The sequence below is a fragment of the Haloarcula sp. NS06 genome (genome assembly GCF_051122755.1).
Classification (GTDB): Archaea; Halobacteriota; Halobacteria; order Halobacteriales; family Haloarculaceae; genus Haloarcula.
This window is the reverse complement of sequence record NZ_CP184844.1, coordinates 481,662-496,471: the sequence shown is the minus strand read 5'-3', so window position 1 is coordinate 496,471 and position 14,810 is coordinate 481,662. Positions and strand designations below refer to the sequence as shown.

The 14,810-nt window shown below is 64.9% G+C and carries 11 protein-coding genes and 1 pseudogene; 6 read left to right on the top strand and 6 right to left on the bottom strand.

Features of this window, described 5'->3' with window-relative positions:
* Nucleotides 1-79: 79 nt before the first annotated feature.
* Complete coding sequence (locus ACODNH_RS06270) at nt 80-991, bottom strand: PhzF family phenazine biosynthesis protein (protein ID WP_306708473.1); 912 nt, start codon at nt 989-991, stop codon at nt 80-82.
* A 127-nt stretch (nt 992-1,118) separates the two neighbouring features.
* Here ACODNH_RS06270 and ACODNH_RS06265 point away from each other — a divergent pair, with 127 nt between their 5' ends.
* The gene (locus ACODNH_RS06265) at nt 1,119-1,868 is read left to right on the top strand and encodes a 4-phosphopantoate--beta-alanine ligase (protein ID WP_306708471.1); all 750 of its coding nucleotides are present in this window, start codon (nt 1,119-1,121) and stop codon (nt 1,866-1,868) included.
* Nucleotides 1,865-4,416 (top strand): annotated as a pseudogene (locus ACODNH_RS06260) (AAA family ATPase). Before ACODNH_RS06265 ends, ACODNH_RS06260 begins: the two are co-directional and overlap by 4 nt.
* A gap of 6 nt (nt 4,417-4,422) precedes the next feature.
* Here the strand turns inward: ACODNH_RS06260 and hutH are convergent.
* The 4 genes from hutH to hutU are packed head-to-tail and all read right to left on the bottom strand — an operon-like array spanning nt 4,423 to nt 9,996.
* Complete coding sequence (hutH, locus tag ACODNH_RS06255) at nt 4,423-6,072, bottom strand: histidine ammonia-lyase (RefSeq protein WP_434531118.1); 1,650 nt, start codon at nt 6,070-6,072, stop codon at nt 4,423-4,425.
* Complete coding sequence (gene hutI / locus ACODNH_RS06250; protein ID WP_434531117.1) at nt 6,069-7,331, bottom strand: imidazolonepropionase; 1,263 nt, start codon at nt 7,329-7,331, stop codon at nt 6,069-6,071. The genes hutH and hutI overlap by 4 nt, the downstream gene beginning before the upstream one ends.
* A complete protein-coding gene (gene hutG / locus ACODNH_RS06245) occupies nt 7,328-8,251 on the bottom strand; it encodes a formimidoylglutamase (protein ID WP_434531116.1) in 924 nt (307 codons plus the stop codon). Before hutG ends, hutI begins: the two co-directional genes overlap by 4 nt.
* On the bottom strand, nt 8,248-9,996 hold the full coding sequence (hutU, locus tag ACODNH_RS06240) for a urocanate hydratase (protein WP_434531115.1): 1,749 nt from the start codon (nt 9,994-9,996) through the stop codon (nt 8,248-8,250). The genes hutG and hutU overlap by 4 nt, the downstream gene beginning before the upstream one ends.
* A gap of 81 nt (nt 9,997-10,077) precedes the next feature.
* Between hutU and ACODNH_RS06235 the strand changes: the two genes are divergently transcribed.
* Nucleotides 10,078-10,722 (top strand): helix-turn-helix domain-containing protein, encoded by a 645-nt coding sequence (locus ACODNH_RS06235; RefSeq protein WP_306708459.1) that lies wholly within the window; start codon nt 10,078-10,080, stop codon nt 10,720-10,722.
* Here the strand turns inward: ACODNH_RS06235 and ACODNH_RS06230 are convergent.
* Nucleotides 10,717-12,138: a YjiH family protein gene (locus tag ACODNH_RS06230; RefSeq protein ID WP_434531114.1), complete on the bottom strand. Its 1,422-nt coding sequence runs from the start codon at nt 12,136-12,138 to the stop codon at nt 10,717-10,719. The two genes, ACODNH_RS06235 and ACODNH_RS06230, sit on opposite strands and share 6 nt — an antisense overlap.
* A gap of 157 nt (nt 12,139-12,295) precedes the next feature.
* Here ACODNH_RS06230 and ACODNH_RS06225 point away from each other — a divergent pair, with 157 nt between their 5' ends.
* From ACODNH_RS06225 to ACODNH_RS06215, 3 genes are all read left to right on the top strand, one after another.
* Nucleotides 12,296-13,228, top strand: coding sequence for a sulfide-dependent adenosine diphosphate thiazole synthase (locus tag ACODNH_RS06225; protein ID WP_005537851.1), 933 nt, complete (start codon nt 12,296-12,298; stop codon nt 13,226-13,228).
* A 131-nt stretch (nt 13,229-13,359) separates the two neighbouring features.
* Nucleotides 13,360-13,848, top strand: coding sequence for an HTH domain-containing protein (locus ACODNH_RS06220; protein WP_434531113.1), 489 nt, complete (start codon nt 13,360-13,362; stop codon nt 13,846-13,848).
* A 188-nt stretch (nt 13,849-14,036) separates the two neighbouring features.
* Complete coding sequence (locus ACODNH_RS06215) at nt 14,037-14,798, top strand: DUF7001 family protein (RefSeq protein WP_434531112.1); 762 nt, start codon at nt 14,037-14,039, stop codon at nt 14,796-14,798.
* The last annotated feature ends 12 nt before the right edge of the window (nt 14,799-14,810 follow it).

Below are 14,810 nucleotides of genomic sequence, written 5' to 3'. Positions count from 1 at the left end.
CGGTTACAATCAGTGAAAAATTCCTCTTCACTCGATTTCGAGTGAATTAGGCAGTCACACCGCCGGTGCGGTTGTGCGGTCACGCTTCGATGATGTCGTCGTCGTCGACAGCGGGGACGGTCACTGTGCCGTCCAGTGCAGTGACGGCGCGCCCGCCGACCCACACCTCGGTCCCGTCGGTATCGACTGACACTGTCCCGGGTCGGTCACAGAAGTGTCCGCCCTCGGCGATGATCTGTTCGATGGTGTCATCGAGCGCCCCGTAGCGACGGACGAACGCCGCGCAGGCCCCTGACGCCGCCGCAGTTACCGGCTCTTCGGTCCGGTTCCCGGCCCGGAAGGCTCGGCCGTGGAACGTCGACCGGCGCGTCGCGTCGGCACCGACGGTATCGAACGTAAACGGGTACACGCCGGCCGCGTCCACGCGGTTACAGAGCGAGTCGACGGCAGCCACGTCAACGCTGAGATGGCTCAGATGCTCGAAGTAGTTGACCGGGACCATGAGCCATGGCTCGCCCGCGTCGGCCGTCACAAGCGGGAGGTCCGCACCCACGTCTTTGAGCGTGGCCGCGTCGAGCCCGAGCGCGTCCGCGACATCGATGTAAGGGACATCTACTTCGGTGATGTCGGCCCGCCCCTGCTCGACCCAGACCATCCCGTTCTGTTTCGTCTCGACGGCGACTTCGCCGGCGGCGGTGGCGACTGTCCACTCGCCGTCGCCGATCTCACCACGCTCGTAGAGCGCCGCATGAGCCGCAACTGTGGCCGTCTCCGCCTGTGCCAGTTCCTCGGTTGGCGAAAAACAGCGAAGCCGGCGGTCGGCGTCCCCCGCCGGCAGGACGAACGCCGCCTCGCTGGCTCCCAGTTCGCTGGCGACGGCCTGCATCTGGTCGTCGGTCAGTCCGTCGGCTTCGGGCACGACGCCGGTCGGTGTGCCTGCCGTCGGCTCCGCGGCGAACGCATCGACAAGCAACGCCTGTCGGGTATCCATGGCACGGAGTTGTACTGACCCGCAGATAATCTTTTCCGGAGCTAGCCGGCTCCGGTGAGATACGCGACGGGGACCGGGACACGCCCCTGACGGACGACTTTAGTACAGGGAGGTATCACTGGAACGTATGAGTGAGGACGTCGACCTCCCTGAGAGCCACCCCCGCTACGAGTCGCTTTTGACCCGCCACCGTATCGAAGCGGGCGTCGACCGCGGAATCACCTCCCGGCAGGGACTCATCGCCCAAGGCCGTGGCGAAGCCTTCGACTACCTGCTGGGCGAGCACACTATCGACAGCGCCGACGACGCCGAGCGCGCCGCCGCGGCACACCTCCTGTCCGCTGACCACGCCGTCATCTCGGTCAATGGCAACGCCGCCGCCCTCGTGCCCGGCGAACTCGTCGAGCTCGCTGAAGTGACCGGCGCAGACCTCGAGGTGAACCTGTTCAACCGAACTGAGGAGCGCATCGAGGCCATCGCCGACTACCTCCGCGAGCACGGCGCGACAGACGTGAAGGGGCTGACCGCCGACGGGCGAATCCCCGGACTCGACCACGAGCGCGCGAAGGTCGACGCTGACGGCATCGGCGCGGCGGACGTGGTGCTCGTTCCGCTGGAAGACGGCGACCGCGCCGAGGCGCTGGGCGAGATGGGCAAGACGGAACTCGTCATCGACCTCAATCCTCGAAGCCGTTCGGCGGAAGTAGCGACGGTCCCCATCGTCGACAACATCATCCGGGCGATACCGAATATCACCGAGCACGCGCGAGACCTCCGTGGCGATCCGGATGCCCAGCAAGACGCCATCGACGCGTTCGACGCCGACAGCGCCCTGACCGCCGCCGAGCGGACGATTCGGGAGGGCGACCTCGAATGAGTCTGCCACCGTACATCTACGCTGACCGTCGGGTACCCGACGAGGAAACCGTTAGAGAACCCCTCGACCAGCGGACGATGACGGCCTTCGGCGACACTGAACAACTGGAACGCCTCCATCGGGTGTTCTATCCGGTCTTCAAGATTGACTACGAGTACGAGACCGGCAAGGGGAAGCTACTCGGGACGACGACGAAGGCAGAAACGGCGTTTCTCGATGGGCTCTGGGCGGACAACGACCGGGCCGTCTCGCAGTACGTCGATGACACCGACGCGATAGTCCGCCGAGCGACCAGCGACTACGATTTCGGCCGCAGCGACCCAGCGCTTGGCCGCTCTGTCCTGCTGCAGTTTCAGGTCACCGACGACAACGCCCGGTCGTTACTACCCCAGCGCGTCGCGGAGTACCGCGACCAGCAACAGAACGCCGCCTCCGGCACGGCCAACGTATTCCTCCGGAAACTGCGCGAGTCCTACGGGCTCCCCGGGGATTTCGAACCCGACGGGTTCGACGGCGTGACTGGCGTCGATCGCCTGTATCTCCCCTTCTGGCTTGCCGAGTACCACTCACCCGACAGCACGGACGTGAAGCTCGTCACTTTCCGGGACCCCGATGCCCCGACCGAAGAGCTACAGCGCCACGGCTGGCTCGCGGAGTTTTTGAGCGCTGAACCTCGCCGGCTGGCCGAGTACGGCTACGAGGTCAACCCGGACCGGCTCGAACGGAACATCCGAGAGCGGATCGACCAGTCCGACGAATCGGGCTCGGCCGGAACGGGCAGCGATTCTGGCACCGACAGCACCGACGGCGCGCCCTCGATAAACCGCGAGCGGCCCTCGGACGACGAAACGGTGGTCCAGCCCGATGGTGTCGATATGCAAGCCGACGGGCTGGTCGACCCGAACCCGTCCCGGAGCTTCGCCGATGTGGGCGGGATGTCCGAGCTACTGGAGACGCTCAACCACAAGGTCGTCCGGCCGCTACAGGACCCGAGCGCCTTCGAGGAGTACGGCATCGGCGTCGTCAACGGTGTCCTGTTGCACGGCCCGCCCGGCTGTGGGAAAACTCACGTCGCTGGCGCGCTCGCGGGCGAGGTCGACCACGCTTTCATCGAGGTCACGCCCGCCGACGTGACGAGCAAGTACATGGGCGAACCCGCACAGAAGGTCGAGGAGCTGTTCCAGATTGCCCGGGCGAACGCCCCATGTATCCTCTTCATCGACGAAATCGACGGCATCGCCGGCGCACGCGACGGTGACAGCAATATGAACAGCAGCGAGCAGCAACTGGTGAACCAACTGCTCACCGAACTCGAAGGAATCGCAGACGAGGACGTGGTGGTGCTGGGCGCGACGAACCTCGTCGAGGACGTGGACGACGCCATCCGCCGCTCGGGTCGATTCGACGAGCGCGTGGAGGTCCCCCACCGGACCCGGAAGCACGCACGCAGATTCTGGAGCTTCACCTCGCCGGCCGACCGACGGCTGCCGACATCGACCTCGGCCCCGTCGTCGAGGAGACGGCTGGCTTCGCGGCCAGCGACATCGAACTTCTCGCCGAGGACGCCGCCCGAAAGGCGTTGCGGGCGGACGCCCCGATCGGGACGGACCATCTGTTGCAGGCCGCCACGGAGACCGACACCAGCATTCCGGACTGGGTCGACCCTGAGCTGGTCGCCGAAAACGGCGTCGTCCAGCCCGATGACGTCGACCTGCAGGCCAGTTCGCTGGTCGAGACTGACCCGGGACGCGACTTCGCCGACGTGGGTGGGATGGGCGAACTGAAGGACCGACTCGAAGACACGGTTCTCGACCCGCTTCAGAACGCCGACGCCTACGCCGAGTACGGCATCGACGTACTCTCCGGACTGTTGCTGTATGGTCCGCCCGGCTGTGGGAAGACCCACCTCGCCGGCGCGCTCGCGGGTGAACTCGGCCACAGCTTCGTTGAAATCAGCCCCGCGGACGTGACGAGCAAATGGATGGGCGAGCCGGCCCGCAACGTTGCCGAGGTGTTCGAGGTGGCCCGCGCGAACGCCCCCTGCGTGCTGTTCATCGACGAAATCGACGGTATCGCCGGCTCGCGGCGCGGCTCGATGAACACGAGCGAGCAACAACTGGTCAATCAGCTGCTCACTGAACTCGAAGGAGCGGCAGCCGAGGACATCGTCGTAGTGGCCGCGACAAACTTCGTTGAGGACATCGACGCGGCGTTGCGGCGCTCTGGCCGGTTCGACGAGCGGGTGGAGGTCCCGCCGCCGGATGCCGAGGCTCGCAGGCAGATTCTGGAGATCCACCTACAAGGCCGGCCCGTCGCCGGCGACATCGACTGGGACGCCATCGTCGAGCCGACGGCTGGCTACGCGGCCAGCGACCTCGAACTCGTCGCCGAGGACGCGGCGCGCCATGCCCTGCGAGACGGCTCAGAAATCACGCAGGGACACCTCGAAACCGCCGTCTGGGAAACGCATTCGAGCATCGCCGACTGGGACGACCGGGAGCGCTATCAGGGAGCGGAGAGCACCGCGGATCTGGGGCTCGGGTCCTGAGGCCGGTCATTCTAGCGCTTCGTCGAGCGCATCAGCGACCCGCTCGGCGAAGGCCGGTGACTCAACAAGCGCGCCTGCGGCCTCGATGTCCTCGTGGATCGGCCGGTCCGCCGTCAGCTTCGGGACCACTGCACGGATGGCGTCATAGGCCTCGGCCGACCCGACGCCCAGTTCGAGGGCGTCGTCGACGAAGTCGGCGGCCTGCGCTCCACAGCACAGCTCGACGCCGAGAATCGCGGCGGCGTTTCGCGCTGTTTTCCGGGCCAGATAGGCTGACTGCGCGCTCATGCTAACGTGGTCCTCCTGATTCCCGCTGACGGGGGTGTTGTCCATCGACGGACGACCGAAGGACCGACATTCGTTCAACAGTGCCACGGCGGTGTACTGTGCGATCATGTAGCCCGAGCGGACGCCACTTCGCTCTGTGAGAAACGGCGGGAGATGAGGCTCTTGCAGATTGGGGTTGAGCATCCGGTCGGTCCGGCGCTCCGAGATGGCCGCGAGTTCGCTGAGCGCATTCGTCAGATAGTCGAGACGCATAGCGAGTACCGCGCCGTGGAAGTTCCCGCCGGACAGCACGCCCGCACTGTCGGAACCGGAGGCCCGGTCGTCGACACTCACAGCGCCTGCCTCGCCGCTCATCCCATCTCGTTCGCTCCCGCTTGCTCGGCCCGAGGACTTACTGCGCTCGGCCTCGCGAGGGAACACCAGCGGATTGTCCGTCGCGCTGTTGAGTTCGACCTCGACAGCCTCCCGGAGGTGGGCGACGGCGTCGCGAACCGCGCCGTGGACCTGCGGCAGACAGCGCATCGCGTAGGCGTCCTGCACGCGGTCGCAGTTGCGGTGTGACTCGACCACATCGGAGTCGGCCGTCAGCCGCCGGACGTTTCGTGCGCTCGCGGCCTGGCCGGCGTGGGGCCGGACGGCGGTGATGGCTTCGTGAGAGGGTACCGTCGAGGAGAGGGTCACCTCCGTCGTGAGCGCACCGGCGATGTCGGCGGCGGCGACCAGTTGTTCGGCATCGCTGAGGAGGAGCGCGGCGACGCCGACGGTCAGTTGCGTCCCGTTAATGAGCGCCAACCCCTCCTTGGCCCGGAGCGTCACCGGTTCGAGGCCGGCCGCATCGAGCGCCTTATCACCGGGGAGTCGGTCCCCCTCGACCTCGGCTTCTCCTTCGCCGATGAGCACCAGCGACATATGTGCGAGCGGGGCAAGGTCCCCGCTCGCACCGAGGCTGCCCCGCGATGGAACGACCGGATGGACACCCGAATCGAGCATCGCTACCAGCAAATCGACGACGGACTCGCGGATGCCGGAATATCCCTTCGCCAGTGTGTTCGCCCGCGTAACCATCATCGCTCGGACCTCCTCGGTCGTCAATTCCCGGCCGACAGCGGCGGCGTGGCTCCGCAGGAGGTTCCGCTGGAGGTCGTCGAGGTCCTCACGTGGGATGCGCTCGTCGACGAGGTCGCCGAAGCCGGTAGTGACGCCGTACACCGCCTCGCCGCTGTCCAGCACGCTCTCGACGCGCTCGCGGGACTCGCGGATTCGCTCGCGGGCGGTCTCGGCAACTGTGACGGGTGCGCCGTTCCGGGCGACGGCGACCACGTCGGCGGGTGTGAGCGACTCGCCGTCGAGGATGACTTCGGCGGTCATGGTTGCACCTCCCGGTCGTATGACTCATGTGTTGGGGTGCTGACGACCGCGCCGTCTTTCAGGACGGTGTCGACGACGTTGGTCCCGTACTGGTAGGGAATGTGGACGTGACTCGGCGCGGCAAGGACGACGGCGTCACCGGGCGCACCCTCACGGAGCGTCCCCAGTCCATCGGTCCTGTTCAGCGCGAGCGCAGCGTGTTTCGTTCCGGCGACCAGCGCCTCGGCCGGCGTCAGTCCCATCTCGACGCAGGCCAGCGACAGCGCAAAGCCCATGCTGTGGCTGTGGCAGTTCGGATTGAAATCCGTCGCTACCGCGACGGGCGCACCCCGGTCGCGGAACGCTGTCGCATCCGCGTACGCCGCGCCGAGCCCGAACGCCGTGCCGGGGAGCAACACCGGCGTCACGTCGGCTTCGACAAGCGCGTCAATGTCTTCGCTGGTCGCGTGCAGGAGGTGGTCGGCACTGGCCGCACCCACGGCCGCCGCCAACTGCGTCCCGCCGATGTGCGCCAGTTCTTCGGCGTGGACCTTCGGCGTCAGCCCGGCGGCCGCGCCTGCTTCGAGGACCCGCCGGGACTGCGCGACCGAGAAGACGCCCTCCTCGCAGAACACGTCGCAGAACTCGGCGATGCCCTGTGACTCGACCGCTGGAACCTGTTCGTCGACGACCGCCGCGGTGTAGTCGTCGGTGTCCCATCCCTCGGGGACCGCGTGTGCGCCCATGAACGTCGGGACCACGTCGACGGGATGGATGTCGTCGGCGCTGTCGATGACTCGGAGCATCCGTAGCTCCGTCTCCGTATCGAGCCCGTAGCCGGACTTCACCTCGACTGTCGTCGTCCCGTGGGCGAGCATGGTGTCGAGATGTGCCAGCAGGTTCGACAGCAGCGTTTCCTCGTCGGCATCCCTGACTGCCCGGACCGTTCGGAGGATGCCGCCGCCTTCGGCGAGGATGTCCTGATAGGACTTCCCGCGCAGTTTGGCAGCGAACTCGTCGGAGCGGTCGCCGGCGAACAGCCCGTGGGTGTGCGGGTCGACGAAGCCCGGCACGACGGCCCGCCCGCTGGCATCGATAGCGTGGCCGGCACTCTCCGGCGGGTGCTCGGCGGTTACCTCCGCGGTCGGACCGACAGCAGCGACCGAGCCGTCAACGATGGCGACCGCGCCATCCTCGTAGGTCTCCAGACCGCGGCCATCCGCCGCCGGGCCCGCGATGAGTTCGTTTGCGCCGTAGACCACGGCGTCGAGGGTTGTCATCGGTCACCTCCGAGGCCGCTGAGGAAGTGCGCGATGGCGCGGGCCCCGGCACGCGCGGTCCGGTTCCCGGCGTCAAGCGGCGGCGCGCACTCGACCACCTCGAACCCGGCGATACGGTCGTCGGACGCCACGCGACCCAGCATCCGGAACAGTTCCCGCGTCGAGATGCCGCCCGGTGTCGGTGCGCTCACGCCCGGTGCGGCCGCGGCGTCGAGCACGTCGAGGTCCAGACTGACATAGACGGCGTCTACGTCGCCGAGTGCGGCGAGCGCGTCGTCCACCGCACCAAGGGGATCACTGGCCACCGACTCCGGAGACAGGACTGTCCCATCCTGCTCGGCGAGGTAGTCGTGGTACGCTGTCGAGGTTTCGAAGTGGCGCGCGCCGACGACGGCCAGCGTGTCGAGGCCCGCATCGTGGAGTTGACGGTACGGCGTCCCGCTCGTCGGTTCGTCCTGCACGGCGCGGCAATCGAGATGGGCGTCGAAGCTGATCGCGCCGACAGTGTCAGCAGCCACCAGCGGTGCGGCGTTCGGGAACGTCAGCGAGTTGTCGCCACCGAGAAACACTGGCACCGCGCTCGTTGCGTGGACCCGGTCCGTTACCGAACGGACGGCACGCTGGACCTGTTCGACATCGCCAGCCGGAATCTCGATGTCGCCGAGGTCGGCGACTGCGTGGACCGGCCCACGTTCGATGTGATGGGTCTTCGTTCCGCTGAGTTCGCGGCAGAGGGCCGACGGGCCGGCACGCGCCCCCGGCCGTCCGATGACGGCCCCGTCGTACGGCTCGCCCACCAGCACAGCGTCGTACTCGTCAGCGGTCGCGAGCGTGGCCGTCTCGACGATGTCACCGAACTGCTCGTCGTTTGGGTCGCCGGACGGGCCGGTCCACGGCGACGGGTCTGTCAGGTCGGTCATCGGTCGCGGTTGCGGTCGCGCATCGGGACCGCCACGTCGTTCTCGTCGGCGATGTCCTGTGCGATCTCGTAGCCGGCGTCGGCGTGGCGAATGACGCCCATCCCGGGATCGGTCGTGAACACGCGGCGAGCCTTCTCGGCTGCGAGATCAGACCCGTCGAGGACGACGTGGTTGTTCGTATGGAGTGAGTTACCGATGCCGACGCCGCCGCCGTCGTGGACGCTGACGATGTCCGCGCCAGCCGCACAGTTCAGGAGGGCGTTCAGGATCGGCCAGTCAGCGACGGCGTCAGTTCCGTCTTTCATCGCCTCGGTTTCGCGGTTCGGCGAGGCCACGCTCCCGGCGTCCAGATGATCGCGCGTGACGACGACCGGCGCGGAAATCTCTCCGTCAGCGACGAGTTCGTTGATACGGAGCGCGAGGCGGGCGCGCTCGGTCAGCCCATCCTCGGTCGCGTACCCCAGCCAGCACACTCGCGATGGCAGGCCCTGGAAAGACACCTGTTCCTGAGCGAGGTCGATCCAGCGATGGAGACCGTCTTTCTCCGGAAACAGTTCCTTGACTGCATTATCAGTCCGGTGGATGTCCGCGGGATCGCCTGAGAGCGCGGCCCAGCGGAACGGCCCCTTGCCTTCACAGAACAGTGGGCGGATGTACGCGGGAACGAACCCCGGGAAATCGAACGCGCTGTCGAGGTCGCGCTGGTCCTCGACCTGCCCGCGGATGTTGTTGCCGTACTCGAAGGCGATGGCACCCCTGTCCTGCAGTTCCAGAATGCCCTCGACGTGTCGCGCCATCGTATCGAGGCTCTCCGCGACGTACGTCTCGGGGTCGCGTTCGCGGAGCCGGTCGGCTTCTTCGACGGTGTAGCCAGCGGGGTAGTATCCTTCCAGTTCGTCGTGCGCGCTCGTCTGGTCAGTCACTACATCGGGGACGAACCCCATCTCCAGCATCTCCGCAAGCATATCCGCGGCGTTCATGTGGACACCGATGCTGTAGGGCTCACCGTTCGCCGCGGCCTCCTGTGCGCGCTCGATAGCCGCCGCGAGATTGTCGGTCTTCTCCTGACAGTACCCCGTCTCGATGCGCCGGTCGATACGGTCCTCGTCGACTTCGGCCGCGATACAGACGCCGTGGTTCATCGTCACCGCGAGCGGTTGCGCGCCGCCCATTCCCCCGAGGCCGCCGGTGACGACAATCTTCCCGCGGAGGCCGTCGTTATCTGGGTAGTGTTTCCGGGCAAGCGCGGCCAGCGTTTCGTAGGTCCCCTGAATGATGCCCTGCGTGCCGATGTAGGCCCACGAACCGGCGGTCATCTGGCCGTACATGATCTGCCCCTTCGCTTCGAGTTCGTGGAAATGCTCCCAGTTGTCCCATTTGCCGACGAGGTTCGAGTTTGCGATGAGGACGCGTGGGGCTTTCTCGTGAGTCTCGAACCGACCGACCGGCTTGCCGCTCTGGACGAGGAGGGTTTCGGTGTTGCCGAGTTCGCGGAGCTCGTCGACAATGGTGTCGTAGGCGTCCCACGACCGGGCCGCACGCCCCGTCCCGCCGTACACGACCAGCTCTTCCGGCTTCTCGGCGACTTCAGGGTCGAGGTTGTTGTTCAGCATCCGCAGTGCGGCCTCCTGTCGCCACCCTTCACACTCAATGTCGGTGCCGGTGGGCGCACCCTGGTACTCGCGCCACTGTTCTGAGGGAGTCCCGACGTCGTGGTCGGTGTCTGGGGCAGACTGCTGTGCCATACCACACCATTAGTAGAGAACCGTGTTAGCAGGTTATCACCGTTCGGAACTGTTTTTATATACCCATGTTAACCGATGACTATGTACGAGGTGATGTTCCGTGTCTACGGTGACGGGGCCTACGAGGCGGCAACCGACGGAACCGGCACACGCATCGAGTTGTGGTGTAACGACCACAGCGACCTGCTCCACGTTAGCGGTGGAGAGGTCGGGAACGTCATCGAGCAGGTCCGCAACACCGTTGGTATCGGGGAGCGTCTGGAAAACGGCGACGAGCAGGTGCTGGTGACTGAGGAGTGTCTGAAAGCACAGCTCGACAACAACGTCGAGCGCTTTCTGGCGAACGAAGGCTGTCTGCTCGTCCCGCCGTTGAAATACGCTAGTGGCGGCAAGCTCGTCCGAGCACTCGGTCTCAGCCCCGACGCACTGACCAGGGTGTACCAGTCCCTGGCAGGACAGTTCGACGTTACCGTCGAATCAAAACGTGAAATTAGCTCTGTAACCCCGGATGCACCGCTTTTGACCGTCGATGCTATGCTCCCAGACCTGTCGCCGCGGCAGCGCGAGGTGTTCCTGACGGCGTACGAGCAGGGGTACTACGAACTGCCCCGCGAGACGACAACAGCGGCTATCGCTGAGCAGGTGGGCGTAGAGCGCCGAACAGCGGAGGATCATCTGCGGCGGGCGGAGAAGAAACTGGCCGAAGCGCTGGTCGAATTCCTATAGGAGGCCCAGAGCGGCGAGAGCGTGGGTAATGCCGGCGACGAGCGGCACGAGGAGCACTGTTCGCATGATGAACAACGCCACAAGGTCCCGAAACCGGATGGGGACGTCACTGAACATATCCATCATCATCGGGCCGACGCTGGAGAAGAAGATGAGCTGCGAGACGGCCAGCACGCCGACGAAGAACTTTGCCTTCACCGCCGTCTCAGACACGAGCAGGACGGGGACGTACATCTCGGTGATACCGACGATGGTCGCCGGCGCGACCACCGCTGCGTTCGGGATCCCGAGCGCAGCGATGACCGGCGTTAGCGGACGACCGAGAATGTCGAAGAGTGGGGTGTGTGCCGAGAGCAGCGTTGCGGCGAGTCCGACAGCAAGGATGGTTCCTAGGATGAGACTAGTGAGCTTCAGGCCATCGACGAAGCCCCGCTTGGCTGCCTGCGCGAACGTCTCGCCTTCCTTGGCCTTCCCGACGGCCTCGCTGACCGCCAGTCGGATATAATCCACCGGCGTTCCGGAGAACGCGAGCTCCGGGTCAGGCTCAGCGATGTACTCTTCGGGAATTCTGGAGATCGGCGGCACCCGGACCAGAATCACACCGGTGACGACGACACAGAAAAAGTACGCCCCGAAGATCAGTGGGAACTTCGGGAGCATATCGAGCGTGGCGGCGACGACGCCGACGAAGCCGATTGACACCGTCGAAAAGCACGTCGCGATGGTAAACACGTCGCGCTTGTGGTAGCCACCGGCTTCGAAGACATTGCGGGTGACGTAGAGGCCGACGCTGTAGGAGCCGACCCACGATGCGAGGCTGTCCAGTGCAGCACGCCCCGGGACTCTGAACAGCGGGCGCATTACCGGCCTCGCGAGCGTTCCGACGAACTCCAGCCCGCCGAGTTCGACGAAGATCGTGATGAAGATGGCTCCGATGGGGATGATGACGCCAACGCTGTACACCAGCGTTCCCCACATCAGCCCGCCGGTACTGGGCGTGTGGAGCCACTCGGGCCCGAGCTTGAAGAACATCACCGGCGCGATGAGTACGCCGGCGACTCGGAGTGCCCAAAAGACTCCTGAGGTCTCGAATGATGACAGGTCGTACCCCGCGACCTCGCCGTCACTGGCCATCGCAAACGTCGTCAGTATCCCACCGGCGAGGATGATAGCCAGCGAGTAGATGCCAACGACATCCGGGAACGACCCGGTTATGTTGCTGACGACGATATCGAACGGGACTGTAACTTCACCCTGGTACGGGACCGGCAGAAGAAAGAACACCCCACCGATGAGAAACGCGATCAGGAACTTCAGCACCGGCCACGCTTCGTATTCGTGCAGGTCGATATCGTCGATATCTCTTGCCGCCGGTTCAGTGTCAACCGTGTACGTGTTGCCTGTTTCGGTAGACATTACCAAACAATACTCTCATTTGATAGTTAGTCCTGAAACCACCGCATGGAACCATTTATATGACAGCTACCCACCCCAGTACCACTGCGCCGGGATTCAGTAAACAGACGAGGGCATCAGAACGACTATGTACCACCGGCAGATATTACTAAGTGGTATGAGCGATTCCGATTCATTCGAACAGTTCAGTGATGTCGGCGAAGCAGAGGTTACACGCGCAATCGGGCAGGAATGGACCGAGGAGTTCATGGACTTCTCGGACTCCGATGTCATCATTGTCGGCGGCGGCCCATCGGGACTGATGGCCGCGAAGGAACTCGCCGAGCGCGGCGTGCAGGTGATGGTCGTCGAGAAGAACAACTACCTCGGTGGCGGCTTCTGGCTCGGCGGCTTCCTGATGAACAAGGTCACCGTCCGTGACCCGGCCCAGCAGGTGCTGGACGAACTTGAAGTCGACCACAAACAGTCCAAGGACAGTGAGGGTCTCTACGTCGCCAACGGACCTGAAGCCTGTTCCGGCCTCATCAAGGCCGCCTGCGACGCCGGCGCGAAGATGCAGAACATGACGGAGTTCACCGACATCGTCATCCGCGAGGACCACCGCGTCGGCGGTATCGTGATGAACTGGACGCCTGTCCACGCGCTACCCCGAGAAATCACCTGCGTTGACCCGATCGCCGTCGAGGCCGACCTCGTCATCGACGCGACCGGCCACGACGCGATGGCGGTCAAGAAACTCGATGAGCGCGGCGTCCTCAACGCGCCGGGCCTCGAAGACGAAGCCAGCGGCATGGATCAGACCGACGACGATACCTATGGCGCGCCCGGCCACGACTCGCCCGGCCACGACTCAATGTGGGTCGGCGAGAGCGAGGACGCTGTCGTCGAACACACCGGCCTCGCCCACGATGGCCTCGTCGTTACTGGCATGGCCACCGCGACCACCTACGGCCTCCCGCGGATGGGGCCTACGTTCGGTGCCATGCTCGTCTCCGGCAAGCGCGCCGCGCAGGTCGCGCTTGATGAACTTGAAGTCGACGCCGAGCCGGTCGACGTTACGAGCCGCGACGCAACCCCCGCTGACGACTGAAATCCTCCCACGCCCCTCTGGTTTTTATACGGCTAGTTTTTCTCGATTTAGTTATCTATTCAATCCATAATATCGCACTAATACAAACAATTATGCAAGCGTGCGACAATTATGTTAGTAATTATCAACCAATGTCCGAAGAGATGCAGCGGAGCGACAACCACAGGCCTGGCGAGTCAGTCGGCGGCGAAATCTCGGTCCACCTCTGGAGTCGGCGGCCGGTCTGTGGCCCCCGAACGACAGCCATTGACCGGTTCACAGAACTCGCCGCAACGGGAATTGTCGATGACTTCGATATCCAGACGTGGCCCGAGGAAATTCCCGTATCCCAGCGGACCGAACACGGAGAGGTGCTGGCGACTGTCGACCGGTACGAACAGTGGGCAACGGAACGTGGGCTGAGTCTCCGACCGCCGTTCGAGACGCGGACCTCGTCGCTACTCGTCGGCGGCAGTACCGAGGTGCTTCGACTCCCGATGATAGCCGTCGCCGTCTACGCAAACGACGATCTTGTCGGCGTGTACCCGTGTACTGATGGGGAGACAACGTGGTCCGTGACTGATTGCATCGACGCGCTCACGACGGAACCGGCCGGGCTTCCCCACCAGTCCGAGTCCTGATATCCCCTCGGGACGACACACTCTGTCGCCGATGGCGTCCAGTATAGCGCTGCTTTGCCGAGCCCGTCCCTGATTCTGGAGCGCCAGATTGACCTGTCCGCTCTGGTTCTCTACTCTGGCGACTACTCAACAGAGGAGAATAACGGATACACAAACGGTATTAGTGCCCGATACCACTTACCAATACAATGGAGTCCGTGACGCTGTACCGCGCTCCGACAGCGGTCGCCGACACCGACGCCATCGCTGACTGGCTCGACGCGCGGGTCGAGGCTACTGTCTCCGTCCGGGACCGGTTTCTCTCGCTGCACGGCGACTCGGCGCTAGCGGAGTCGTTCGCCAAGGGGCGGGTACTCTCGTCGTACGACCGCGAGACCGGGAACACGATGCTGGGTATCGTCCGCTATGAGGAACGAGCCCTCGAATCGCCTGAACGGGCCGGCGGCGTCATCTACGACGGGCTGGCGGTCCAGCAGGCGCTCCACGAGCGACTCCCCGAGTCCGAGCGGTCACTCGACCACCTCCACGTCCCGCTGCTGGACCGCGTCGTCGGGACTTGGGGCGACCACGACGGTCGCTGGCACAAGCGCGTGAACGTCCTCGGCCAGCCCGCTATCGTCTCGGTGCCGGGGCTGTACGAGGCCCCCGCAAAGCCTGAGCAGTACTACAAGGAACAGCAGAAACACGCCCTGCTCGGTGGCGGCACACCGCCCCGGGAGGTGCTCGAAAACGAGGTCGAAGGAGCGTTCCTCGTCGAGGATGACCCGCGGACAACCGACGCTATCAAGGGGTACGTCCTGCAGGCCTACCACTACCTCGACACAGGCGAGGCGTTCTGTGACGAGGACACCTGCCGGCTTCACAATCCGCACCGCCAGCCAGGCGTCGTCGCCGCGCAGCTACGAGAGCCCGAATTCTGTCCGGAACACGCTGAGCGGTACCGGCCATAGCAATCTGTCCCA